The organism is Citrobacter sp. A316 (genome assembly GCF_002042945.1).
Taxonomy (GTDB): domain Bacteria; phylum Pseudomonadota; class Gammaproteobacteria; order Enterobacterales; family Enterobacteriaceae; genus Citrobacter; species Citrobacter portucalensis.
Genome location: NZ_MVFZ01000019.1, coordinates 1 through 24,867 on the forward strand (window position 1 = coordinate 1; position 24,867 = coordinate 24,867).

At 51.6% G+C, this 24,867-nt stretch carries 19 protein-coding genes and 1 pseudogene; 15 read left to right on the forward strand and 5 right to left on the reverse strand.

Annotation, left to right across the window (positions count from 1 at the left end; all coding sequences use genetic code 11):
- The first annotated feature begins 240 nt into the window (after nucleotides 1-240).
- Nucleotides 241-1,353: an agmatine/peptidylarginine deiminase gene (locus BZK41_RS20465; protein WP_079939354.1), complete on the forward strand. Its 1,113-nt coding sequence runs from the start codon at nucleotides 241-243 to the stop codon at nucleotides 1,351-1,353.
- A 504-nt stretch (nucleotides 1,354-1,857) separates the two neighbouring features.
- Nucleotides 1,858-4,080 carry an EAL domain-containing protein gene (locus BZK41_RS20470; protein WP_079939355.1) on the forward strand — a complete coding sequence of 741 codons (2,223 nt, stop codon included), beginning with the start codon at nucleotides 1,858-1,860 and terminating at the stop codon, nucleotides 4,078-4,080.
- Nucleotides 4,081-4,266: 186 nt separating this feature from the next.
- Here the strand turns inward: BZK41_RS20470 and BZK41_RS20475 are convergent, their stop codons facing one another.
- Both BZK41_RS20475 and BZK41_RS20480 read right to left on the reverse strand, forming a co-directional pair.
- Entirely contained in the window at nucleotides 4,267-5,655 is a 1,389-nt protein-coding gene (locus BZK41_RS20475) for an APC family permease (protein ID WP_079939356.1), read from the reverse strand.
- Between the two features lie 343 nt (nucleotides 5,656-5,998).
- Nucleotides 5,999-7,417, reverse strand: coding sequence for a glutamine synthetase family protein (locus BZK41_RS20480; protein WP_079939357.1), 1,419 nt, complete (start codon nucleotides 7,415-7,417; stop codon nucleotides 5,999-6,001).
- A gap of 212 nt (nucleotides 7,418-7,629) precedes the next feature.
- Here BZK41_RS20480 and puuD point away from each other — a divergent pair, with 212 nt between their 5' ends.
- From puuD to cbdX, 13 genes are all read left to right on the forward strand, one after another.
- Entirely contained in the window at nucleotides 7,630-8,394 is a 765-nt protein-coding gene (gene puuD / locus BZK41_RS20485; protein WP_043015313.1) for a gamma-glutamyl-gamma-aminobutyrate hydrolase, read from the forward strand.
- A gap of 25 nt (nucleotides 8,395-8,419) precedes the next feature.
- On the forward strand, nucleotides 8,420-8,977 hold the full coding sequence (gene puuR / locus BZK41_RS20490) for an HTH-type transcriptional regulator PuuR (protein ID WP_003830877.1): 558 nt from the start codon (nucleotides 8,420-8,422) through the stop codon (nucleotides 8,975-8,977).
- Between the two features lie 138 nt (nucleotides 8,978-9,115).
- Nucleotides 9,116-10,603: an aldehyde dehydrogenase PuuC gene (gene puuC / locus BZK41_RS20495; RefSeq protein WP_079939358.1), complete on the forward strand. Its 1,488-nt coding sequence runs from the start codon at nucleotides 9,116-9,118 to the stop codon at nucleotides 10,601-10,603.
- Nucleotides 10,604-10,605: 2 nt separating this feature from the next.
- Nucleotides 10,606-11,886, forward strand: coding sequence for an FAD-binding oxidoreductase (locus BZK41_RS20500; protein ID WP_016155784.1), 1,281 nt, complete (start codon nucleotides 10,606-10,608; stop codon nucleotides 11,884-11,886).
- Between the two features lie 208 nt (nucleotides 11,887-12,094).
- Entirely contained in the window at nucleotides 12,095-13,222 is a 1,128-nt protein-coding gene (gene hyaA, locus BZK41_RS20505; RefSeq protein WP_139762638.1) for a hydrogenase 1 small subunit, read from the forward strand.
- On the forward strand, nucleotides 13,219-15,012 hold the full coding sequence (gene hyaB, locus BZK41_RS20510) for a Ni/Fe-hydrogenase large subunit (protein ID WP_079939360.1): 1,794 nt from the start codon (nucleotides 13,219-13,221) through the stop codon (nucleotides 15,010-15,012). The genes hyaA and hyaB overlap by 4 nt, the downstream gene beginning before the upstream one ends.
- Before the next feature lie 18 nt (nucleotides 15,013-15,030).
- A complete protein-coding gene (gene hyaC, locus BZK41_RS20515) occupies nucleotides 15,031-15,765 on the forward strand; it encodes a Ni/Fe-hydrogenase b-type cytochrome subunit (RefSeq protein WP_079939361.1) in 735 nt (244 codons plus the stop codon).
- Entirely contained in the window at nucleotides 15,762-16,343 is a 582-nt protein-coding gene (gene hyaD, locus BZK41_RS20520; RefSeq protein ID WP_079939362.1) for a hydrogenase 1 maturation protease, read from the forward strand. Before hyaC ends, hyaD begins: the two co-directional genes overlap by 4 nt.
- Nucleotides 16,344-16,348: 5 nt before the next feature.
- Nucleotides 16,349-16,750 (forward strand): hydrogenase-1 operon protein HyaE, encoded by a 402-nt coding sequence (gene hyaE / locus BZK41_RS20525; protein WP_079939363.1) that lies wholly within the window; start codon nucleotides 16,349-16,351, stop codon nucleotides 16,748-16,750.
- Nucleotides 16,750-17,607 (forward strand): hydrogenase expression/formation protein, encoded by an 858-nt coding sequence (locus BZK41_RS20530; RefSeq protein ID WP_079939455.1) that lies wholly within the window; start codon nucleotides 16,750-16,752, stop codon nucleotides 17,605-17,607. Before hyaE ends, BZK41_RS20530 begins: the two co-directional genes overlap by 1 nt.
- Nucleotides 17,608-17,697: 90 nt before the next feature.
- Nucleotides 17,698-19,242, forward strand: coding sequence for a cytochrome bd-II oxidase subunit 1 (appC, locus tag BZK41_RS20535; protein WP_079939364.1), 1,545 nt, complete (start codon nucleotides 17,698-17,700; stop codon nucleotides 19,240-19,242).
- An 11-nt stretch (nucleotides 19,243-19,253) separates the two neighbouring features.
- The gene (gene appB, locus BZK41_RS20540) at nucleotides 19,254-20,390 is read left to right on the forward strand and encodes a cytochrome d ubiquinol oxidase subunit II (protein ID WP_079939365.1); all 1,137 of its coding nucleotides are present in this window, start codon (nucleotides 19,254-19,256) and stop codon (nucleotides 20,388-20,390) included.
- 13 nt (nucleotides 20,391-20,403) lie between these two features.
- Nucleotides 20,404-20,493 (forward strand): cytochrome bd-II oxidase subunit CbdX, encoded by a 90-nt coding sequence (gene cbdX, locus BZK41_RS20545; protein WP_003830863.1) that lies wholly within the window; start codon nucleotides 20,404-20,406, stop codon nucleotides 20,491-20,493.
- Nucleotides 20,494-20,573: 80 nt separating this feature from the next.
- Here the strand turns inward: cbdX and BZK41_RS20550 are convergent, their stop codons facing one another.
- From BZK41_RS20550 to BZK41_RS20560, 3 genes and pseudogenes are all read right to left on the reverse strand, one after another.
- On the reverse strand, nucleotides 20,574-21,542 hold the full coding sequence (locus BZK41_RS20550) for a fimbrial protein (protein WP_079939366.1): 969 nt from the start codon (nucleotides 21,540-21,542) through the stop codon (nucleotides 20,574-20,576).
- A 61-nt stretch (nucleotides 21,543-21,603) separates the two neighbouring features.
- Nucleotides 21,604-22,335 carry a fimbria/pilus periplasmic chaperone gene (locus BZK41_RS20555; RefSeq protein ID WP_079939367.1) on the reverse strand — a complete coding sequence of 244 codons (732 nt, stop codon included), beginning with the start codon at nucleotides 22,333-22,335 and terminating at the stop codon, nucleotides 21,604-21,606.
- A gap of 12 nt (nucleotides 22,336-22,347) precedes the next feature.
- Nucleotides 22,348-24,816: pseudogene (locus BZK41_RS20560) on the reverse strand (fimbria/pilus outer membrane usher protein).
- Between the last annotated feature and the right edge of the window lie 51 nt (nucleotides 24,817-24,867).

A 24,867-nucleotide genomic window follows, 5' to 3' on the forward strand; every position in this document is an offset into this window, starting at 1 on the left:
TTCATAATGATAAATATAAATTATATATAAATATATAGTGTAGAAATTTTAATAGTAGTCAATTTCACTTATCATATAAAACTAAGAGATTGCAACATATATCTTCTGTGCTATATTCCACATGAAATTTACCCGCGATCAATTTATTTATTATTAAATATTTAAAATACGCAGAACATTAATTCTCTATTATTATTTTATTCATCCAATATCAGATGAATATTCGCAAAGGTTAACCCTATGATGACAAGACGTTCGTTCGTCAGGCAAGGTCTGGTGACTTCAACGAGTATGCTAGTCGCCGGTATGACAGGCATCAGTTTTAGCCAATTTGCCCGCGCAACAGAGAACCGCCGCTGGCAAATGCCGGATGAAGGCGCACCACATGCGGCAACCTGGATGGCGTTTGGTGCCAGTGCGGAGATTTGGGAACCTCATCTGCTGCCGGTGGTGCAGGAAAACCTGGCGTTAGTTGCCAAAACCATCGCCGCATTTGAACCCGTGAATATGTTAGTACGCAAAGAAGACAGCGAACTCGCCGCGCGTCTGTGCGGACCGTCGGTCAATCTTCTGGTTCAGCCGATAGACGATCTGTGGATCCGCGACACCGGGCCGGTGTTTGTGAAAAGCGCCAGCGGTGCGCTCGGCGGTGTGGGATTTAATTTCGATGGCTGGGGGAATAAGCAAGAGCACGAACGCGATGCCGATGTGGCTGAATTCGTTACTGATTACGTTCAGGCCGAGTTTATTCGCTCGGCGCTAACACTGGAAGGTGGCGGTATTGAGGTGGATGGTGAAGGTACAGCAATCATCTCCGAGAGCTGCGTACTTAATTCCAACCGTAATCCTGGCGTCAGCAAAGCCGAATGCGAAGAAGAACTTAAGCGACTGCTAGGTCTGGAGAAAATCATCTGGTTGCCGGGTATTGCCGGTAAGGATATTACCGACGGCCATACAGATTTTTATGCCCGATTCACGCATCCGGGTACGGTGGTGGCGGGTCTTGAGCAGGATCCGTCTTCCTTTGATTACGCGATCACCCGGCGTCATCTGGACATATTACGGGCCGCCACGGATGCCAAAGGCCGCCGGTTGAAGGTAGTCACGCTGGAAGGACCTTCTACCATCCGCCAGACTTATGCGAGTGATGATTTCGCCGCGGGGTATATCAATTTTTATCTGTGTAATGATGCCGTCATTGCACCGCAATTTGGCGATAAGCGCACCGATCGTAATACCCACGCTATTTTGCAGGAGCTGTTTGCCGATCGTGAAATTATACAACTGAACATTGATGGCATTGCGGCTGGCGGCGGCGGCATTCACTGCGCAACGCAGCAGCAGCCTCGTTAATGATTAACAATTGAGTGTGTTGTGGGAAGGTGGGGAAACTCACTTTCCTCACAATGACAGAATGATTCCCTTAGAAAGATGCCTCCGTAGGTTAATTTTTAATAAACAAAGCATTCAATTAACATTTGCGAAATAAGTACCATTAAAATATAACACTTTAATAGCTTTCATCGATCTTTCGTGGTATTTATGATCTGCTAAACCTATCGATAAAATCTATCAAAAGATTTATATTGATCGTTATTATCGATCGTATATTCTGTCTTAAATAATGGCTGCTGACGGAGTTTTTATTATCAGCACAGCCACAAAGATTGTTCTCCCCTGCGTTGTGAAACACAGGGAAATTATCGAGGGTTACCTTTAAAAAATTCATGTAACATATTTTAGAATGGTTTTCAATTAGCGAAAACATCCAAAAATACACATTTCAAACCTCCAGTCTAACCTGCTTTAAGTAGATAGCTTAAATCGATAACGGTGATAAATCACTGAGAATTGCGAATGATGATATTGCTAAGAAAAACGGAAAATATAAATTTCATTAATACATTTAGAGACTATTTTTGTGTCGGCATCGCGTTTTTTGCATTACAGTTGGTCGCTGGTCATCTCAGTAAGCAGGAGGATGTTGCGGGTATAACACTGCATTTTTACGATCTCACTTTACCTCTCATTTCTGCACTGCTGGTTTTATACCGGCAAAAGGCGCTGCCCATTTTGGGTGCCTTTTTCTTGTATGCGCTTTACTCTTACTCTTTATCTTCGGTATTCACGCTAACGGCTCAGCTACTGGCTGCTCTCATTAGCCAGACACTCTACTTTTTCTCGACAGGCAAACGAGGCGCGGTTAGCTTTGGTCGTAGCCAGCTTACAATCCTGCGTATTATCTGGCTCGTGTGTTTCAACGCCTTACTATTCATCTCGATTGATCACTGGTTCCAATCGAACACTGCCTCTGCACCGATCGCAAACCTTTTTACACTGCAAACATTAATAAACTTACAGTGGTTGATGAACTCTTGCCTGACTGGCATCCCTTTTTGTTATCTGTTGCTTAGAAGCGTTCAAAATCCTGCATGGTGCATTCTATACACCAGACAAGTGAAGGCGTTGATAAAATCCGGCCCTCCTATCCTGTATCAAGTATTATGGCTGGTGCTGTTACTCTGCATTATGTCCGCTTTGATCGTCATCAGAGAAGATATTCTTATATTTACAGACTATTCATTACTGTGGTTACTTCCAGTAATGCTATGGGGAGTGATCTGCATTGGCCATGCTTTTATATCCCCTGTCTGGGTAACAATGCTCATCCTGTTGGGATATTATATAAACAGTTATATTCCGCCTGCTAACTATAATAGTTATTTACACAGTCTCGTGATTTCCTCAACGATAGTGTTTGTCTTTTCTCTTACGATTGTTGTTACCGGTGTACTTGTAGTCCGTAACCGAAAATATCTCCGCCGCCTCAAACAACTTTTTAGATCAGAGCCTAACACCGGACTGCCTAACTTTCAGGCCCTGCAAATGGACATCCGTAAACACGCAACAGAGTGCTTGTGTTACATCCGTTGTACAGAGTTGAATACGCTTGAGCAAACTCATGGAATAGAATTCCGTTTTGAATTTGTAAAAGCGCTAAGCGCATATGTACGTAAATTGATTAAGGGTACAGGTGATATTTATTACGCACCAGGTCATGGAATAATTCTTCGCCTTAATGCTGTCCCTGACATTCCTGATTTTTACAAAGAGCTAAACTCTTTTCGTTTTATCTGGAAGGACTACCAATTAGGGCTATCTTGTGGTGTGGCATATACCACCGAGAAAAACCTGATTAAAAATTTATCTCAAGCAATTAAGCATCTTAATACCCAAAGCTACATCTCGTTAATGCAGGGGCAACCGTTGTTACTCAGCCCGCAAGTGCCAGGTGATAAAATTGTCAGTCAGGCTGTCATTCGTCATATGTTGCAAAAAGCAATTGACAGAAAGTCGTTTGAGCTTATGGCTCAACCCATCGTATCAACGATGCTGGTTGTTCAGCCGATCGTTTCAACCACGGGACTGACACGTTATCACGAGATACTTATTCGGATAAAAATGGTTGATGGTAAGTTAATCTTTCCAGATACCATCCTACCGGTTGCTCGCGAGGCAGGATTACTTCCTGCGCTGGATATCACTGTCATAGAGCAAACATTTCGTTTTATACAGTCACGGCAGAAATCTGACCCGAACAGTCATTTCTCCATTAATCTGACGCCAGATTCACTTAATAAAATCGATTTTCTTGATAATGTTTTCACACTATTTAGAAAATACTCAATCGCACCTGAACGTATAATCTTTGAAGTCATTGAGTCAGATATCATTGACAACGCTAATGTCACTGATGTTCTGAGAGCACTACGTAAAGCCGGTTCTAAAATTGCTATTGATGATTTTGGCACAGGAGCGTCAAGCTATTCACGACTACGAACGTTAGATGCAGATATTCTGAAAATTGATGGCTCCTTCATCCGTAATATACTGACCGATGAATTTAGTCGATGCGCTGTCAGATCCTTCTGCGAAGTAGCAAAACTCAAAAACATGGAAGTAGTCGCTGAGTTTGTTGAAAATGAGGAAATTGAAAAGATGCTAATTACGATGGGTATTGGTTGGTTACAGGGATACCATATAGGGAAACCCGTTCCTATTGAGTTGGCTGAATTATAATTCAGTAATTATAATAATAATGATATTCCTACATTGATTCACTTACCGGCTCCCGTGCCGGTTTTTTTATTCCCTAAAGTAAGCAGTACATTAATTAAAGCAGGTATGCCGCGATCGTTTGCCGCGACATACCGTGTTTCATTTTTAAGCCAACTCAACCAAACACGTCGACCGATTCCGTATCCATCACTCCCATGCCCGTTCGGTTTTCGCGGCGTCAAACTGCGGCGGCGGTTTGCGAAAACGTCCGGTCAGCCAGGCGAGATACACCAGCCCAACGCCGGCCCATACCAGACCCAGTGTCAGCGATGTAACTTCCAGATTCACCCACAGTACGGCAACCGTGGCGGCACCGACCATCGGCAATACCAGATAGTGCAACTTCTCCTGCCAGGTATGCTTGCGTCCTTCACGACGCCAGAAGTGGTTAAACACCGAGAGATTAACAAACGTAAAGGCCACCAGCGCACCAAAGTTAATCAACGCCGTGGCTGTCACCAGGTCAAAAAACAGAGCTGACAGCGCCACAATACCGACCATGATGACGTTCAACGCGGGAGTACGCCATTTGGGATGGACATAACCAAAGTACTTCTCCGGGAAGACGTTATCGCGGCCCATCACGTACAGCAAACGCGAAACGCTGGCATGCGACGCCAGACCTGACGCCAGCGTATTCACAAAGGTGGTACACAGGAAAATAGACTGGAACAGTTTGCCGCCGACGTACAGCGCAATCTCCGGCAGCGCCGCATCCGGGTCTTTGAATCGGCTAATGTCCGGAAAGAACAGCTGCATAAAGAATGAGGCGGCAATGAAGATCAGCCCACCGTACAGCGCGGTAAGGAAAATAGCTTTTGGAATGGTGCGCGCAGCATCCGGCGTCTCTTCAGAGAGGGTCGTCACCGCGTCAAAGCCGAGAAACGAGAAGCAGACGATGGTCGCCCCGGTGATAATCGGGATTAAATGCGCATTCTGGCTGACAAACGGTTGCAGCGACCAGACGGTCCCGACCCCTTCCCCTTTGTGCAGCCCCTGTACCACAAGGAAAATGAACACCACGATTATTGCGACCTGCACCAGGACAAACAGCGCATTGAAGTTCGCCACCAGATTAACGCTTTTCAGATTGGCTGCGGTAAGGATCGCGACGAACATCACCACCCAAATCCAAGGAGCAACCCCAGGGAACAGCGCAGAAAGGTAAATTTTCGCCAAGAGTACGTTAATCATCGGCAGGAAAAGGTAGTCAAGCAGTGACGACCAGCCAACCATAAACCCGACATGTGGGTTGATCGCTTTTTGCGCATAAGTATAGGCCGAACCGGCCTGTGGAAACTGGCGCACCAGCTTTCCGTAACTGATGGCAGTAAACAGTACTCCTGCCAGAGCCAGCAGGTAAGAGGCCGGAACATGGCCATTGCTGATACCCGAAACAATGCCAAAGGTGTCAAACACCGTCATCGGCGTGAGATAGGCCAGCCCCATCACCACCACCTGCCACAGCTTCAGGGATTTACGCAGCTGTGCTTTGCCCGGCTGAGCAGAGAGATCCGCAGAAGAATTAGTCGACATAGCTTCCCTCCCCGCGACGAGTCCAGATCTGCGTTCGAAACGTGGGTACTGCAGACCTGGGTCGTGTCGGGGAGGAAAGCCATAAGAAAGGCATCAATGTTGTACGGCACAGATGCGGTCCGTACTTGCTGCGGGAGCCATGGATGCTCACGCGGGGCGGGTTTTTAAACATTGGCATCATCACATTTCCTCGTCACAAACTCTGTCGGTTATCTGAAGACCCGTTGTCGCCCGCGCTCCATTACGCGACATCCGGGAAATGGCAGGTATTCCTGCAATTTTTACGGGCTGGCTCCGCTCAGCCCGCATGATGCGACTTCTTTTTCAATGACCTGTACAACGGTCAGGCGTTTTTCAGCATCCACTCAATTTCAGTGTCGGTTATCAGACGTTCAAACTGGATAAGCTCATCGTTTTTACAGGCGTGATACACATGGCTAAACCGCTCCCCGAGCAACTCACGCAGATGATCGTTTTGCATGAACTCCCACAGCGCATCACTCTGGCGGATCGGGAACGGTAGCCCTTCCTGCTCCAGTCCGTTGCCTTCTACTTCTTCCTGCAATGGCAATTCGTTATCCAGACCGTGAAGGATCCCCGCCAGGATGGTCGACATCACCAGATACGGGTTGGCATCAGCCCCCGCTACGCGATATTCAACCCGATGGTTATCACGGTCGCCGCAAGGAATACGCAGCGCCACCGTACGGTTGTTGTGCCCCCAGGAAGCCTGAGTCGGAACATACATCCCCGGCTGGAAGCGGCGGTAGGAGTTTACATTCGGCGCCAGCAGCGCCATTGACGCGGGCATCAGATCAATCATCCCGGCAAGCGCACGCTTAAGTAACATAGAATCATCGCCATTCGCATCGGCCAGCACGTTATCGCCTTTATTGTTCATGACGCTGATGTGGATATGCATCCCGCTACCGGCATGCTCCTCATAAGGCTTTGCCATAAACGTGGCATGCATCTTATGTTTTTCCGCCACCAGCCGTACCAGACGTTTCAGCGCCAGTGCGTCATCGCAGGCGTCGAGCACGTTGTCGGTATGGTAGAGGTTGATTTCAAACTGCCCTGGGGAGGCTTCAGCCACCGCGCCGTCAGCCGGGATCAGCTGCAAACGGGCCAGTTCATCGATATCGTTCAGCACATCAGCAAAATGGTTCAGGTTATCAACCGAGTAAACCTGACTTTGGGTATTTCTGTCGTCCGTTCCCGGCGCGCACGGCGGCTGCAAATAACCTTCGGGATCGCGCTTACGATCGAGTAAATAGAACTCCAGCTCTACCGCTACGACGGGGAACAAACCGCGCTGGCGAAGTTTCTGCCAGAGTCGGTTAAGAACGTTCCGCGGCTCAACGTCAAAGGGAGCGCCATCTTCATCCAGCATCGTCAGCATCATCTGCGCAATAAATTCCGGATCGGCAGCCGAAGGGGTTAACGTACCAGGCACAGGTACACAGGTCCGATCCGGTTCACCAAGCTCCTGACCTAATCCCGCCTCTTCCACCACATTGCCCAGAATATCCATCGCGAAAACGGATGCCGGGAAATAGCAGCCTTTCTCTAACTTATGCAATCCCGCAACGGGAAGGCGTTTACCGCGAAAACAGCCATTAAGGTCGGTTAACAGCACATCCACATACTGCGTATTAGGATAGCGTTCCAGATACTGCTTAACTTCGCGTGCAAACGCGCTACTTCGTCTCTCTTCAGAATGCTGAACAAAATTCTCAACTTCTACGATATTGGTTTCCATGATTCACCGCCGTTGGCCTGGTAAGCTGTTCTGTGATTTGACTGTTAAATATAATGTCCACCCTTCGACTCTGGATGCAAACAAATTGTTTGTCAAATGTTAAATTAAGTTTGCTGGAAGGTTATTTCGCTGCTAGATTGAGAAAATAATGAACGGAATGGCACAACAAGGAACCGTTTGGCAATAATTTATTCCAAAACGTGAGGTCGATCATGGGCAATATATTTGACAAGCCAGTTATTGGTGTAGTGATGTGTAGGAACAGGCTTAAGGGTCACCAGACCCAGACTCTGCAAGAAAAGTACCTGAATGCGGTATTAAATGCCGGTGGATTACCGATAGCGCTTCCCCATGCGCTCGCGGAACCCGAATTGCTAAACGCGCTGTTACCGAAACTGGATGGTATCTTCCTGCCAGGAAGCCCAAGCAATGTGCAGCCGCACCTCTATGGTGAAAATGGCGATGAGTCTGACGCCGATCCCGGGCGTGATCTTCTGAGCATGGCGCTAATTACCGCCGGACTCGAAAGGCGCATTCCCATTTTCGCCATCTGCCGGGGCTTACAGGAATTAGTTGTCGCCACTGGCGGGACTCTGTATCGTCGCCTGTGCGATCACTCACAGTTTCTGGAACATCGTGAAGATGCGGAACTCCCGGTGGAGCAGCAATATGCGCCATCTCATGAAGTCCAGGTTCAACAGGGAGGATTGCTATCTCAGTTAATACCAGGTTGCAGCACGTTTTGGGTTAACTCCTTGCATGGTCAGGGCGCAAAAACCCTTGGCCCGCAGCTGCGCGTGGAAGCACGCTCGCAGGATGGATTAGTGGAAGCAGCCAGCGTGCATGACCATCCTTTCGCGCTCGGCGTGCAGTGGCACCCGGAATGGAACAGTAGCGAATACGCCCTGTCGCGTTTGTTACTTGAAGGTTTTATCACCGCTTGTCAGAACCACCTCGCTGAAAAACAGCGACTCTGACCACTACAGTTAAGGAAATGCAATTATGAGCGATGACGGCCTGGCGCCGGGTAAACGTTTGTCAGAGATCCGCCAGCAATTGGGTCTTTCGCAGCGTCGTGCCGCCGAACTGTCTGGGTTAACGCATAGCGCCATCAGCACCATAGAGCAGGATAAAGTCAGTCCTGCCATCAGTACGCTGCAAAAGCTATTGAAAGTATATGGGCTGTCGCTCTCCGAGTTCTTCGCGGAACCGGAAAAGCCTGACGAACCGCAGGTGGTTATCAATCAGGATGATTTGATTGAGATCGGGAGTCAGGGAGTATCCATGAAGCTGGTACACAACGGAAATCCGAATCGTACGCTGGCAATGATGTTTGAAACCTATCAGCCGGGCACGACAACCGGGGAGAGAATTAAACACCAGGGTGAAGAGATTGGCACAATACTGGAAGGTGAAGTGATACTGACCATCAACGGTCAAACGTATCCTCTTGTTGCTGGGCAAAGTTATGCCATTAATACCGGCATACCTCACAGCTTCAGCAACACCTCGGCAGGGATCTGCCGCATCATCAGTGCCCACACTCCCACCACTTTCTAATAAGTAGCGGCCTGAGTTTCTCAGGCCTTCTTAAATAACGCGCATTAACAGGGTACATCCCTGGGGCATCGTGCAGCCTGATTTTGCCTGAAAAAGATCAGCAACGAACTTTATCTTATTGATATAAAAGGAGTAGCTATGAACTTTCAGAATTTTAAATATTGGCGTGAGAAAGCCAGCCATTATTCACCAGAAACCCGTTTATTTATTAACGGCGAATATTGCGCCGCCGCCGATAACGAAACCTTTATTACGTTGGATCCGGCAGGACAACGTCCTCTGGCTAAAGTCGCCCGCGGTAAAAAAGCGGATGTGGACCGCGCGGTCACCGCAGCCCGTACCGTGTTTGAACGCGGAGACTGGTCGCAAGCCTCACCCGCAGAGCGCAAAGCGGCACTGCACAAACTCGCCGATTTAATGGAGCAGCATCACGAGGAGCTGGCGCTACTGGAAACGCTCGATACCGGTAAACCGATTCGCCATAGCCTGCGTGATGATATTCCCGGCGCGGCCCGCGCTATCCGTTGGTACGCCGAAGCCATTGATAAAGTCTATGGCGAAGTTGCCACCACCTCGGTGAACGATCTGGCGCTGATTGTCCGCGAACCGGTGGGCGTGATTGCGGCCATCGTCCCGTGGAATTTTCCTCTGCTGCTGGCCTGCTGGAAACTCGGCCCGGCACTGGCGGCGGGCAACAGCGTGATCCTCAAGCCTTCCGAAAAATCACCGTTGACCGCCATTCGCCTGGCTGCGCTGGCTAAAAAAGCAGGTTTGCCCGATGGCGTTCTCAGCGTTGTTAGCGGGTATGGTCACGAAGCGGGCCAGGCGTTGTCACAGCACCCGGATGTTGATGTGATCACCTTTACCGGCTCGACCCGCACCGGCAAGCAACTCCTCAAAGACGCGGGCGACAGCAACATGAAACGCGTCTGGCTGGAGGCCGGAGGTAAAAGTGCCAACATCGTGTTTGCTGACTGCCCGGATCTGCCGAAAGCCGCCGCTAATGCAGCGGCAGGTATCTTCTATAACCAGGGCCAGGTTTGTATCGCCGGAACGCGCCTGCTGCTGGAAGAGAGTATTGCCGACGAGTTCATCGCCCTGCTGAAAGAGCAGGCGAAAAACTGGCAGCCTGGCAACCCGTTGGATCCGGAAACCACGATGGGCACGCTTATCGACAATGCGCATGCTGACACCGTGCACGGTTTTATTCGCGACGGCGAAGCGCAAGGCACGCTGGCGCTGGATGGCCGCAGCCACGTACATCCGGCCGCTATCGGCCCGACTATTTTTGTCGATACCGCACCGCAGGCCCACGTTAGCCGTGATGAAATCTTCGGCCCGGTACTGGTCGTCACCCGTTTTAGCAGTGAAGCCGAAGCCCTGGCGCTAGCCAACGACAGTGACTACGGCCTGGGTGCTGCGGTCTGGACCCGCGATTTATCGCGCGCCCACCGTATGAGCCGTCGCCTGAAAGCCGGTTCTGTCTTCGTGAATAACTACAACGACGGTGATATGACCGTGCCGTTCGGCGGTTATAAGCAAAGCGGTAACGGGCGCGATAAGTCCCTGCATGCGCTGGAAAAATTTAGCGAACTGAAAACCATCTGGATCTCCCTGGAGTCTTAATCATGACTGAACATACCAGCAGTTATTACGCCGCAAGCGCCAATCAATACGAACCGTTTCCGACCCTTAGCGAATCGGTTAGCTGTGATGTTTGCGTCGTGGGCGGTGGTTATACCGGACTCTCCTCCGCCCTGCATTTAGCGGAAATGGGTTATGACGTGGTGTTACTGGAATCCGCGCGTATTGGCTTCGGGGCCAGCGGACGTAACGGCGGTCAGTTGGTGAACTCCTACAGTCGCGATATCGACGTTATCGAACGTACCTATGGCCCGGACGCCGCCAAAATGCTTGGCAGCATGATGTTTGAAGGCGGCAATATCATCCGCGAACGCATCAAGCGTTATCAGATCGAATGTGACTATCGCCCCGGCGGGCTGTTTGTGGCGCTGAACCACAAGCAGATGGAAACGCTGGAAGAGCAGAAGTCGAACTGGGAACGCTACGGCAACACGCAGCTTGAACTGTTAGACAGCAGCGAAATTCGCCGCGAAGTCAGCAGCGATCGATATGTCGGTGCGCTGCTGGACCACAGCGGCGGCCATATTCATCCGCTGAACCTTGCGATTGGCGAAGCTAACGCCATTCGTCTGAACGGTGGGCGCGTCTTTGAACAGTCGCCAGTCACCCGTATTCAGCACACCAGCCCGGCGGTGGTCAGCACTGAAAAAGGCCAGGTGACGGCCCGCTTTGTGATCGTCGCGGGCAACGCCTACCTCGGAGACAAACTGGAACCTGCGCTGGCAAAAAGCAGCATGCCGTGCGGCACGCAAGTGTTAACCACCGAACCGCTGTCGGCGGAGATGGCGCGTTCGCTGATCCCGAAAAACTACTGTGTGGAAGATTGTAACTACCTACTCGATTACTACCGTCTGACCGGCGATAACCGCCTGCTGTACGGCGGTGGCGTAGTCTACGGCGCTCGCGATCCGGATGATATTGAGCGTCTGGTAATGCCGAAACTGCTGAAGACCTTCCCGCAATTGCAGGGGGTAAAAATTGATTACCGCTGGACCGGTAATTTCCTGTTAACGCTGTCTCGCATGCCGCAGTTCGGCCGTCTTGATACCAACATTTACTATATGCAGGGCTACAGCGGCCACGGCGTGACCTGTACCCACCTGGCAGGGCGCCTGATTTCCGAACTGCTGCGCGGAGATGCCGAGCGCTTTGACGCGTTTGCCAAACTGCCGCACTACCCGTTCCCGGGAGGCCGGAGCCTGCGCATTCCGTTTACCGCCATGGGGGCGGCATATTACAGCCTACGCGATCGCCTTGGGGTTTAAGTTCTTCCGCGATAAACCCGACGCACAGGGCGGTCCCCCCTGTGCGTTTTTTTATTCCTGGAAAGCGAAAAACAGATAACAGGCACGAAAATATCGCAATAGGACATAACCACACTCTTTGCATTGTTTCTCTACTCCGATCGGATACGCTTTTTTAGATATCGCTGGCGGCATGCGCCAGAACTCAACGGGGGAAGAAACGCGTGTTATGAATACGAATAACGAGGAGACCTTTTATCAGGCGATGCGCCGCAAAGGCGTGAGCAGACGTAGTTTTCTCAAATATTGTAGCCTCGCCGCTACATCGCTGGGGTTGGGAGCCGGAATGACGCCCAGAATTGCCTGGGCACTGGAGAACAAACCCCGGATCCCGGTAGTCTGGATCCACGGGCTGGAATGCACCTGCTGCACCGAATCATTTATCCGCTCCTCTCACCCACTTGCCAAAGACGTCATCCTCTCCCTGATTTCCCTCGATTACGACGACACCCTGATGGCCGCCGCCGGAACGCAGGCCGAAGAGGTATTTGAAGACATTCTGAGCCGCTACCACGGCCGATATATTCTGGCAGTCGAAGGCAACCCTCCGCTGGGCGAGCAAGGGATGTTTTGCATTAGCGGTGGGCGTCCGTTTATTGAAAAGCTAAAACGAGCCGCCGCAGGTGCCAGCGCGATTATCGCCTGGGGAACCTGCGCCTCCTGGGGCTGCGTGCAGGCAGCCCGGCCTAACCCCACCCAGGCTACGCCGATCGATAAGGTGATCACCGATAAGCCGATCGTGAAAGTGCCCGGCTGCCCGCCGATTCCGGATGTCATGAGCGCCATCATTACCTACCTGGTAACGTTTGACAGGCTGCCTGAACTCGACCGTCTTGGGCGTCCGCTGATGTTCTATGGTCAACGTATCCACGACAAATGCTACCGCCGCGCCCACTTTGATGCCGGGGAATTCGTTGAGAGTTGGGACGATGACGCCGCTCGCAAAGGCTATTGCCTGTACAAAATGGGCTGCAAAGGGCCAACCACCTATAACGCCTGCTCCACCACCCGCTGGAATGGCGGCGTTTCCTTCCCCATCCAGTCCGGCCACGGTTGTCTGGGATGTTCAGAAAACGGCTTCTGGGATCGCGGTTCGTTCTACAGCCGCGTGGTCGATATTCCACAGATGGGAACGCATTCAACCGCCGATACCGTGGGCCTCACCGCGCTTGGCGTCGTGGCGGCCGGTGTCGGCATCCACGCGGTCGCCAGCGCCGTCAATCAACACAACCGCCACAAACAGCAATTAAAAGACGCCGGACAACAGTCGCCAGACCATAAGGATAAACAGGCATGAGCAATTCGTATCAAACCCAGGGATATACGGTCAATAATGCCGGTCGCCGCCTGGTTGTCGACCCCATCACGCGCATCGAAGGCCATATGCGTTGTGAAGTGAACATTAATGAGCAGAACATCATCACCAACGCAGTTTCCTGCGGCACCATGTTCCGCGGGCTGGAAATCATTCTACAAGGGCGCGACCCGCGCGATGCCTGGGCGTTTGTCGAACGAATTTGCGGGGTGTGCACCGGTGTACATGCGCTCGCTTCGGTCTATGCCATTGAAGATGCCATTGGCATCAAGGTGCCCGACAACGCCAATATCATTCGCAATATTATGCTGGCGACGCTGTGGTGCCACGACCATCTGGTGCACTTTTACCAGTTAGCCGGAATGGACTGGATTGACGTGCTGAATGCCCTGAAAGCAGACCCGCGCGCCACATCACAGCTGGCACAAAGCCTTTCAGCCTGGCCGATGTCTTCTCCGGGCTACTTTTTTGACGTTCAAAATCGCCTGAAGAAATTTGTCGAAGGTGGTCAACTGGGGATTTTCCGCAACGGTTATTGGGGACATCCGCAGTACAAGCTGTCGCCAGAGGCCAACCTGATGGGCTTTGCCCACTATCTGGAAGCGCTCGATTTTCAGCGCGAGATCATCAAAATCCATACGGTGTTTGGCGGTAAGAATCCGCATCCGAACTGGATTGTCGGCGGTATGCCATGCGCTATCAATATCGATCAGAGCGGCGCGGTTGGCGCAGTCGATATGGAACGCCTGAACTTGGTGCAGTCGATCATCACCCGCACCGCCGACTTCATCAACAATGTCATGGTGCCTGACGCATTGGCTATCGGCCAGTTCAATAAACCCTGGAGCCAGATTGGCACCGGGCTTTCTGATAAGTGCGTTTTAAGCTACGGCGCGTTCCCGGATATCGCCAATGACTTCAGCGACAAGAGTCTGTTGATGCCTGGCGGCGCGGTGATTAACGGTGATTTTAACAACGTCATGCCGGTGGATCTGGACGATCAGCAGCAAATTCAGGAGTTTGTCGATCATGCCTGGTATCGTTATCCGGACGATCAATTAGGTCGTCATCCGTTCGAAGGGATTACTGAACCCTGGTATAACCCGGGCGATGTCAAAGGCAGCGATACCGATATCAAACAGCTCAACGAACAGGAACGCTACTCGTGGATTAAAGCCCCGCGCTGGCGCGGACACGCTATGGAAGTTGGGCCGCTGGCACGTACGCTGATTGCCTATCACAAAGGGGATGCCGCCACGATTGAATCCGTGGATCGCATGATGTCTGCCCTCAAGCTGCCGCTGTCGGGTATGCAATCAACGCTGGGGCGTATTTTGTGCCGCGCGCACGAAGCGCAGTGGGCCGTGAGCAAGCTGCAATATTTCTTCGACAAGCTGATGACCAACCTGAAAAACGGCAATCTGGCGACCGCAAATACCGAAAAATGGGAGCCTGCAAGCTGGCCGCAGCACTGTCGCGGGATCGGTTTTACCGAAGCGCCGCGCGGAGCATTAGGCCACTGGGCATCGATTCGCGACCAGAAGATCGACCTGTATCAATGCGTGGTTCCGACCACCTGGAATGCCAGCCCGCGCGATCCGAAGGGACAAATTGGCGCTTACGAGGCGGCGCTGATGGGCACCCAAATGGCGATACCGGATCAACCGCTGGAGATCCTGCGCACCCTGCACAGCTTCGACCCCTGCCTGGCATGTTCAACCCATGTACTCGGCGACGACGGCAGCGAACTTATCGCCGTCCAGGTTCGCTAAGCGTTAAGGAACGGAACGATGACTGGAAAAACATCCCCACGCGTCGGGGAGGCGCGCGATACCGCCACCAGCCACTATGTGTTTGAAGCGCCAGTACGCTTGTGGCACTGGCTGACAGTGGGCTGCATGTTGGTGTTGATGGTGACCGGATACTTCATTGGCCGACCGCTGCCGTCGGTCAGCGGTGAGGCCACTTATCTGTTCTATATGGGCGACATCCGACTGGTACATTTCGCCACCGCCATGGTGTTCACGGTGATACTGCTGATGCGCATTTACTGGGCCTTCGTCGGTAACCGTTATTCACGTGAACTGTTTATCGTGCCGGTCTGGCGGCGCAGCTGGTGGCAGGGTGCGTATTCGGTGGTGCGCTGGTATCTGTTTCTGGAAAAAAAACCGGGAGATGATATCGGTCATAACCCCATCGCGCAGGCGGCGATGTGCGGTTATTTCCTGCTTTCCGTTTTTATGATCCTCACCGGTTTTGCCTTATACAGCGAACATAGCCAGTACGCCATTTTTACCCCTTTCCGCTATGTGACGGAGTTTTTCTACTGGACCGGCGGGAACTCTCTCGATATCCACAGCTGGCATCGGTTGGGGATGTGGTTCATCGCCGCTTTCATCGTAGGCCATGTGTATATGGCGATTCGTGAAGACATCATGTCTGACGAGACCGTCATCTCAACCATGATTAACGGCTTTCGTAGCCATAAATTTCCCAAAGGCCAGCACGACAAGGAGGCGTCATGAGCGAACCTAACGTCATCGTGATGGGTTTAGGCAACCTGCTGTGGGCGGATGAAGGGTTTGGTATTCGCCTCGCCGAGCGCCTGTACGCCCACTATCACTGGCCAGAATGGGTAGAGATTGTCGACGGCGGCACGCAGGGACTGAATCTGCTGGGCTACGTTGAGCAGGCCAGCCATTTGCTGCTGCTGGACGCCATCGACTACGGACTTGAGCCGGGAACCCTGCAAACTTACGCCGGTGAAAAAGTCCCGAGCTACCTCAGCGCCAAAAAAATGAGTCTGCATCAGAACAGCTTCTCTGAAGTATTGGCTCTGGCGGATATTCGCGGTCATCTCCCCGCGCACATCGCTCTGGTTGGGCTACAGCCAGTACAGCTGGACGACTATGGCGGCAGCCTGACCGACATCGCGCGCGCACAGCTCCCGGCGGCGGAACAGGCCGCGCTTACGCAACTGGCCGCGTGGGGCATTGCGCCACAGACAAGCGATCAAGCACGTTGCCTGAACTATGAGTGTCTGTCGATGGAAAACTATGAAGGCGTGCGTATTCGTCAGTATCGCGTAACGCTGGAGAGATAATTAGCATGTTGAATGACAAACCATTTGCTGCGCTGTGGCAACGTATGCTGGCTAAGGGCTGGCAACCTCTGACGGCATCTGAACTGGATGACTGGGTAACCCGCGTGCGTGATGGCGTGGTCCTGCTCAGTAGCGATCCCCGCCGCACGCCGGAAGTCAGCGATAACCCGGTCATGATTGCCGAGTTGCTCCGCGCGTTTCCCCAGTTTGACTGGCACATCGCCATGGCGGATCTTGAACACAGCGAGACGATCGGCGATCGCTTTGGCGTGTTCCGTTTCCCGGCAACCCTGGTATTTACCCAAGGCGAGCTGCGCGGCATTCTCAGCGGCATCCACTCGTGGGCCGACCTGCTCACCCTGATGCGTCCCCTCGTTGAAGAACGTATACCGCCGGAGTCTGCATGATGAGCGATTCCTTTTTTCATCTGCTGGGACCGGGAACGCAGCCGGGCGATGACAGCTTCAACATGAATCCCTTGCCCCTCACCTGTCAGGTCAACAGCGACCCCAGCATGGCATCACTGGAAAACTGTCCGCACAGCCCGGCGGTAATGGCATTGTTAGCCGACGTACGCCACCAGCTCGCCCGGAGAATTCCCACCAAACAGGAGGTGCTGGGATGGGATTTATCCGCGCTCAATGCAGACGATCTCACCTTTCTGAATACACTGCTCGGCGAAGGCGAAGTTTCCGTGCGCATCCAGCATGCTGACGGCAGGGCGAGCGAGATTCAGGAGTCGATTTTCTGCGGCATCTGGCGGGGGCGTTGTCAGAATGACAAGGGGCAATGGGAGGAACATCTGGAAGCAGGTAGTGCGCCACGGGCGCTGTGGCAGGCGGCAACAATCAATACGCTGCCGGACGATAGCCTGCTGCCTCCGCCTATAGATGGGTTGATGAATGGCCTGACGCTGGCCCAGGAACTGCTGGCGCACGTGCGCGATCCGGCAACGCAACCCCATAGCATTAACCTCACCCAACTGCCGATTAGCGACGCGGATCGCCTGTTCCTCGCCCGCCTGTGTGGCGAAGGGCGCATTCAAATCCGCACCATCGGCTACGGCGAGAGCCAAATCGACGCCACGGCGCTGCGCCATGTCTGGCATGTTCGCTGTCTGGATACCCTGAAAGGGCTTTTGCTTGAGAGTTATGAGATCTGTCCGTTGCCGGAACTGGTGTTGGCCGCACCGGAAGATTTGCTCGACTCGCTCGAGCGCCTGAATGAAGTCTGCGGCTGGCTGGCATCCGGCCCGCCTGCCTGATCCCCCTCTTTAAGACCCGCGTACTTTTCTACTGCGGGTCTGGCGTTTTGTTCCTTACCTATTCACTCTCTAATGCCTGATGGAGTTCGCATGTGGGACGTCATTGACCTATCGCGCTGGCAGTTTGCGCTGACCGCGCTGTACCATTTTCTGTTTGTTCCCCTGACGCTGGGGCTGATTTTTTTGCTGGCCATCATGGAAACCCTGTTCGTGGTGACCGGCAAAACAATCTACCGCGACATGACGCGTTTCTGGGGAAAGCTATTCGGTATTAACTTTGCGCTCGGCGTGGCAACCGGCCTGACCATGGAGTTTCAGTTCGGTACTAACTGGTCGCTCTATTCCAACTATGTAGGCGATATTTTTGGCGCTCCGCTGGCGATGGAAGCCTTGATGGCTTTCTTTCTTGAATCCACCTTCGTTGGACTGTTCTTCTTCGGCTGGCAGCGCTTAAACAAGTATCAGCATTTACTGGTGACCTGGCTGGTCGCGTTTGGCTCCAATATCTCGGCCCTGTGGATCCTCAACGCCAACGGCTGGATGCAATATCCAACAGGCGCTCACTTTAATATTGATACTCTGCGCATGGAGATGAGCAGCTTTAGCGAGCTGGTCTTTAACCCCGTCAGCCAGGTGAAATTTGTGCATACCGTGATGTCCGGTTATGTCACCGGTGCCATGTTTGTGATGTCCATTAGCGCCTGGTATTTGCTGCGTGGTCGCAATCGCGAGTTCGCCCGGCGTTCCTTCGCGGTGGGTTCCGTCTTTGGCACGCTGGCTATCCTCGGCACGCTACAACTGGGTGATAGCTCAGCCTATGAGGTCGCCCAGCTCCAGCCGGTAAAACTGGCGGCAATGGAGGGCGAATGGCAAACCGAACCGGCCCCCGCGCCCTTTCATGTCATCGCCTGGCCGCAGCAGGAGCAAGAGCGTAACGCCTTCGCGGTGAAAATACCGGCCCTGCTGGGTATCCTTGCGACCCACTCGTTAGATACGCCGGTTCCTGGACTGAAAAACCTGATGGCGGACGCGCTCCCCCGCCTGCAGCGGGGCCGGGAAGCGTGGCTGCTGATGCAGGAAATCGCCAGAGGTAACCGCACGCCTCAGGTACTGAACGCTTTTCACGCTGTGGAGAAAGATCTGGGTTACGGCATCCTGCTGGCGAACTACGCGCCTGACATGAACCACGTTACACCAGCGCAATATCAGGCCGCGCAACGCGGCGCCATTCCACAAGTGGCCCCCGTGTTCTGGAGCTTTCGCATCATGATTGCATGCGGCTCACTTCTGCTACTAGTGATGGCGATTGCGTTGATACAGACCTTACGCTGGCGTATCGACCAGCATCGCTGGGTACTGCGCATGACGCTATGGAGCCTGCCGCTCCCGTGGATTGCCATCGAAGCTGGCTGGTTTATGACGGAGTTTGGCCGTCAGCCGTGGGCGATTCAGGATATTTTGCCGACCTGGTACGCCCACTCCGCGTTAAGCGCAGGCCAACTGGCCTTCTCCATGGGGCTCATTCTCACGCTTTACACCCTGTTTTTAATTGCCGAAGTCTACCTGATGCAGAAATACGCACGCCTTGGTCCAGATGCAATGCATAACCAGCAACCAGCGCAACAACAGGGATAAAGGAGACAATCATGTTGGATTATGAAACGTTGCGGCTCATTTGGTGGCTGCTGATTGGCATCATTCTGGTGGCCTTTATGATCACTGACGGATTTGATATGGGGGTCGGCTGCCTGTTGCCGCTGATCGCGCGAAACGATGATGAGCGACGGGTGTTGATTAATAGCGTCGGGGCACACTGGGAAGGCAACCAGGTGTGGCTCATTCTGGCGGGCGGTGCATTATTCGCGGCCTGGCCGCGGGTCTATGCCGCCGCATTTTCGGGGTTTTATGTGGCGATGATCCTGGTGCTGTGCGCCCTTTTCTTTCGCCCGTTGGCCTTTGATTATCGCGGCAAAATAGCCAATGCACGCTGGCGTGCTATGTGGGACACCGGGTTGGTTATCGGGAGCCTGGTCCCTCCTGTTATCTTCGGCGTCGCGTTCGGCAACCTGTTCTTGGGCGTGCCTTTTATCTTCACACCACAGCTTCATGTGCAATACCTGGGCACTTTCTGGCAGTTACTCTCACCCTTTGCCCTGCTGTGCGGCGCATTAAGCCTGATGCTGGTTATTCTGCAAGGGGGCGTGTGGCTCCAGTTGAAGACCGACGGCATTCTTCAGCAACGCGCGCTCTCTGCTACCCGTCGCAGCGCGATGCTAATAGTGCTCTGCTTCCTGTTAGCCGGTTACTGGCTATGGACGGGGATCGACGGCTATGTGCTACTTACTCAGGATCCTAATGGCCCTTCCAACCCGCTATTAAAAATGGTTACTACCTCACCGGGCGCGTGGATGGCGCATTTTTATCAGTCACCGCTGCTGTTAATTATTCCGCTGCTTGGCATGATTTTCCCGATGCTCGCGATCTATGCCTGCGGGCAGCGTCGGACCGTATGGGGATTTTTGTGCGCTTCACTGACCCAGGCCTGCGTGATCTTCACCGCCGGAATCACCCTGTTTCCATTTGTGATGCCTTCCAGCGCGTATCCGCTCTCCAGCCTGACGGTGTGGGACAGCACCTCCAGCCAGATGACACTCAGTATCATGCTGGTTATTGTGCTGATTTTTCTACCGATCGTTCTGCTTTATACCGTGTGGAGTTATTACAAAATGCTGGGACGAATCAACGTAGAAACGATCCGCCGCCACAATCACGAACTTTACTAGAGAGGACTGTACGATGTGGTATCTGTTTTGGTTTGTCGGCATTCTGCTGATGTGCGCACTCTCCACGCTGGCGCTGGTTTGGCTTGAGTCGCGACAGAAATAATTCTGAAACCGGAGGGAGTGCCATACTGCCTCCGGTTATTGTTGTCGTCATTCCGTATGACGAAAGAGCGGCCTGGAATTTCAGTAAAAATTAAGCCTTACTACTACGTCAGCGCTGAAAGGACCAGTTTTAACGTCCTGACCCGATACCTTTTGTAAGTTTGCAGTGAAATAGTTTTTCAGGATTGAATCCACTTTTACATCATCAATATTCCAGGCGCTGTTATAAGGAATATATTTCCCGGAAGTATCTGAAATTGATAATCCTAACCCGTTATTCAGGTTGAGAGATCCATCCGCATTAATCACCGGAGTGGCTGGGTCAAAGTACATATTAATACCAAATGGTGCGCTGACAGCAATGGTACACCCTTTACTCTTCTTAATTAACGTGGTGAATTTCCTTTGTAACTTCATCCCTTTTTCCATATCACTCATTTTAACCGCGCCAAAGTCAATCGTATCTGGGATAACCGACACGTCCATTGTGCAGGGGATATAGGTTATATTCGGGGTATACAGATTAATGATTCCCCTTGGGGCGGCATAATCAAAGTAAGGCATCACATACATACTCTGAAACCCGCCAGATAACAATGTTCCCGCAACAGGAATTTGCCCCATACTACTATCAACTTTGATATCAAACCATATAGGTACATCCTTATCTAAAGTTGCATTAGGACCGTAACTTGTGTAACCAATATCCCGAGTCCCTGGACTATCGTATGCAACCCCGTCAATATAAACGGTCAGTCTCACACCATTTCTTTTGCTTAGAAATTCATTATAATCTGCCGTTGTTGCAACTACGATTCGGGTCCGTACCTGAGCCTCACAATGTATTCTTGTAGTTATTTTAGGTGAAGTATACAGAACGGTTCCATTTGGCGTATCTGCAGGAATTGCCATCTTTGGGATAGTCAGATTCAACTGACCTCCGCCACCGAAAGCACAGCTGGCACCGCTAGGTGGGAGTGCTGCTCTGGCCGGAAATATCGTGAGATAGCCACCGCCAAAAATAAATAACAGCAATATAATTCTTAACATGTGATACCCCCGAAGCTTCTCCATTGGCATGGAAAATAAATATTATGGAGTTAAGGGCCGATTATTTTCTTTTCAGACTGCACAGTGTACCGGCACAATGATATTGATTAATATGAAGACCACCAAAGTCATCGATATATCCTACACTCAGGGTGTCACCATTAAATTTAGCGTTAAAATCCTGCGAGGCGAAAGGGGCTATCATAATACTGTCAAACCCGGGAAAGCTCCCTTTATTATCTGCACCTAAATACCCCAGTGTAATATAGTAGGGCGTTGGATTATTTAGCACCAGCTTATCATTCTGACGCGTTACCGTGATTTTTTCCTCAACACGGTCACTGGCCTTTTTCTTTATGCCATCAGGACGATAAAACAGCTTCAGCCGACTCTGCAGGGCAATTTGCAGCACATTTTCCTTGTCACTTTTTGGCGGAATTTCTCTGACGTTAAAGTAGAAAAGTGTTTCCCGGTCTTTAGCCAGAGAAGCCGTAGCCGGTAAGGCCATAATTCTGACCTGCGTTTTTTTGCCAGCATCAATTCGCTGTAAAGGCGGTAACGCCAGTAAATATGATTCTGAGCGTTTGCCGCTGGCATCATCGATCCATGACTGTGCCAGATAAGGCTGGGTTTTACTCTGATTGGTCAACGTGATTGCCAGTGATTTGTCAGCCCCTCCCATAACGATTCGGGTCCGGTCAATATTTACAGCCGCATTAGCAGTACCGGCACTGACCAGCGAAAGACCAACAACAAGCGACGCAAACAGTTTATTAACGCGTTTAGATAACACTTCTTATCTCCATTAATGGCAGGGTAACAACAGTACACCCGACGTCAGGTCCGAATTTTCAGGAAGCTGTAATCTGCATTGCCCCTGTGACCAGGCAAGGCTGACATCATTGCGATCGTCATGGCTGATCCCGGAAAGGTAGGTAAAACCCTGATCGCCGATAATACCCAGAACCTTACCTTTGTGGCTTTTCACCTGCGTACCGAGGGGCGGGAACGAACCATCGGCCAGGCGGATAGTCCCTATCAACTGACCGCCTTTCGTGGCCACAATTTTCTTGTATCCGATCGCCCCTTCGGTCAGCACTTTACTGATGACATTACCCGACACGCTGATATCTGCAGGCAGGGCAGTAATATCAACGGCAATGTCTGAGCGTTCATAGCTTGAGCCAGCCGGTACAACCGCGATACCAAAGCGGTTGGTAACACCGTTATCATTATCAACAGGTACCCCCGCGACATCCCCGGTATCAATCATCAGCCGGGGATCGTTTTCCGCCATATTCTGATGGAACGCGGCGCCATAACGCGTGGCCGTGAAGGAACCATACCAGTTGAGACCTAAGCTCCTGTACTGCTGGCTCAGCATACTGAGGTTCGCATTGCCCTGCCCGTATGGCGTCATTGTCTGAATATTGCCGTTCAGCAACGTACCTTCCTGCTGCCCTTCATCACGCTGTTGACCGACTCCCAGGCTCCAGGAGGTTTTATCCGACGGGCGGTTATAGAGGGTTGCGGTCTGATTCATACGCCCGTTACTGTCGTGCTGCATGCTGTAACTAACCTGCCGTCGGGTATCCCAGGGCAGGGTTAATGAAAGATAAATTTGATTATCCTGTTCATTAAGTAAGGTGCGATTACGCCCCAAAGACAGTGAAGCAGTTGCTCCCTGGAAAGGACCAAGGTTAAAGATCTTATTCAGTGATGCGGTATAGTTCTCACTGGCATTACTGTTCCAGTAATTCTGATGACTCACGGAGAACAGAACGTTCAGCCCGAGTGAGCTGATGGACTGATTAAACGTAAGCACATAGCTCTGTTTTTCTGCCAGTGACGAACCGTAGCCATTCGAACGGTCTATATACTGGCTCATCGACATAAAGCTTTTTTCAGAAAAACGGTACCCGGCAAATGCGATAGTACTGCCCGTTTTATCGAAGGTTTTAGCGTAATTAAAACGGTAGCTGTAACCGGTCTGCTGAGGCTGGTTTTGTATCTGTGCCACCGACTGTGTGACATCAAATGACGCAGCCCCAAGTATCCCCATGTTTTCGCCGACGCCCAGAGCCAGCGCACGGTAATCGCCATCACTGGCAATAAAGCCGCCATAAAGGGATGTATTGTTAAATGCTCCCCATGTCATCTCGCCGGTTGAGAACAGCGGCTCAACGGTGTGGCTGCTACCAGCGTAGACCAGAGGTTTCCCTGCTGAGGTTTTAAACTGTACGTTTCCTTTGCGGGTAAGAAACGGGACGCTGGCGGTATTCACCTACCAGGTATGTACCTGACCGTTGTCTTCCCGGACGGTCACATTAAGGTTTCCACGGACCGTTTCGCTTAATCCCGGCACCACAAAGGGACCCGCAGGTACCTGAGACTGCCAGAGAATACGTCCATTCTGGGATACGGTAACCTGGGCATGGGTTTGTGCGATCCCGGTTATCTGTGGCGCATAGCCACGTAACGACGGGGGCAGCATACGCTCGTCGCTGGCAAGTGATACTCCGCTAAAACGGAACGTGTCAAAAATATCGGAGTTGAGATACGTTTGCCCCATCACCAGTCTGGCCTAGAGTGAAGGAACGGGACGAAAGAGGTACGTTTGTGGGAAAGTCAGTGATGACTCGTTTTCGCCACTTCCCCTGGTCGTGTTGTACTGGTAATCAGAACGTAAGCGCCATGCACCAAGATTCAGTCCTGACGTACCGTATAAACTGTAATTACTGCTGGTATCCCCCTGGTGCGGCATATAGCGGCTGCCAAGCAGGTTATAGTCAAAAATAAAACCGTTGACTCCATTATCCCACTGAGCAGGTGGAGACCATTCATCATCCTGATACAACAGGTCGGCCTGTGGCACCGTCACAGATAAAGTCTGGCTGTCAGGAGAATATACGACACTGCTGTCAGGGGCAGTAAGATTGACACACTGCGTTCCCGGGTAAAATGACAGGTTATCTTTGACTTCATTTTTGAGCGCCATCAGCTCAATCAATGACGGCGTAAGGCAGGCAAAGCTGTTACTCTTATCCTGATTTAAATAAAAATTAACAACCTGTTGTTCTTTAATCGTCTGGCCATTAAGAACAACATCAAGAATATATTCACCAGGGGCAACATAACCCTCTTTAGAATAGGCTGACAAATCCACATTCTTTTTATTATCAGTATCTAAAAGATGAGTATTAAACTCAACACTCCGTGCATTCACCACAGGAAAATAGATTGCCAGAAGCAATGCGAGATATGCAGGTCTAATACTCATATAATTATCTGATTTCAACTAATAGATAACGAACCCGGTTTTGAG

What these genes read in the sequence shown, in the direction of transcription:
- hyaB (WP_079939360.1), top strand. Translation starts at nt 13,219, where the DNA reads ATGAGCAATTCGTATCAAACCCAGGGATATACGGTCAATAATGCCGGT.
- hyaD (WP_079939362.1), top strand. Translation starts at nt 15,762, where the DNA reads ATGAGCGAACCTAACGTCATCGTGATGGGTTTAGGCAACCTGCTGTGG.
- appC (WP_079939364.1), top strand. Translation starts at nt 17,698, where the DNA reads ATGTGGGACGTCATTGACCTATCGCGCTGGCAGTTTGCGCTGACCGCG.
- puuD (WP_043015313.1), top strand. Translation starts at nt 7,630, where the DNA reads ATGGGCAATATATTTGACAAGCCAGTTATTGGTGTAGTGATGTGTAGG.
- hyaA (WP_139762638.1), top strand. Translation starts at nt 12,095, where the DNA reads ATGAATACGAATAACGAGGAGACCTTTTATCAGGCGATGCGCCGCAAA.
- BZK41_RS20550 (WP_079939366.1), bottom strand. Translation starts at nt 21,542, where the DNA reads ATGTTAAGAATTATATTGCTGTTATTTATTTTTGGCGGTGGCTATCTC.
- BZK41_RS20470 (WP_079939355.1), top strand. Translation starts at nt 1,858, where the DNA reads ATGATGATATTGCTAAGAAAAACGGAAAATATAAATTTCATTAATACA.
- BZK41_RS20465 (WP_079939354.1), top strand. Translation starts at nt 241, where the DNA reads ATGATGACAAGACGTTCGTTCGTCAGGCAAGGTCTGGTGACTTCAACG.
- BZK41_RS20530 (WP_079939455.1), top strand. Translation starts at nt 16,750, where the DNA reads ATGAGCGATTCCTTTTTTCATCTGCTGGGACCGGGAACGCAGCCGGGC.
- BZK41_RS20480 (WP_079939357.1), bottom strand. Translation starts at nt 7,417, where the DNA reads ATGGAAACCAATATCGTAGAAGTTGAGAATTTTGTTCAGCATTCTGAA.
- BZK41_RS20475 (WP_079939356.1), bottom strand. Translation starts at nt 5,655, where the DNA reads ATGTCGACTAATTCTTCTGCGGATCTCTCTGCTCAGCCGGGCAAAGCA.
- hyaE (WP_079939363.1), top strand. Translation starts at nt 16,349, where the DNA reads ATGTTGAATGACAAACCATTTGCTGCGCTGTGGCAACGTATGCTGGCT.
- appB (WP_079939365.1), top strand. Translation starts at nt 19,254, where the DNA reads ATGTTGGATTATGAAACGTTGCGGCTCATTTGGTGGCTGCTGATTGGC.
- puuR (WP_003830877.1), top strand. Translation starts at nt 8,420, where the DNA reads ATGAGCGATGACGGCCTGGCGCCGGGTAAACGTTTGTCAGAGATCCGC.
- cbdX (WP_003830863.1), top strand. Translation starts at nt 20,404, where the DNA reads ATGTGGTATCTGTTTTGGTTTGTCGGCATTCTGCTGATGTGCGCACTC.
- hyaC (WP_079939361.1), top strand. Translation starts at nt 15,031, where the DNA reads ATGACTGGAAAAACATCCCCACGCGTCGGGGAGGCGCGCGATACCGCC.
- BZK41_RS20500 (WP_016155784.1), top strand. Translation starts at nt 10,606, where the DNA reads ATGACTGAACATACCAGCAGTTATTACGCCGCAAGCGCCAATCAATAC.
- puuC (WP_079939358.1), top strand. Translation starts at nt 9,116, where the DNA reads ATGAACTTTCAGAATTTTAAATATTGGCGTGAGAAAGCCAGCCATTAT.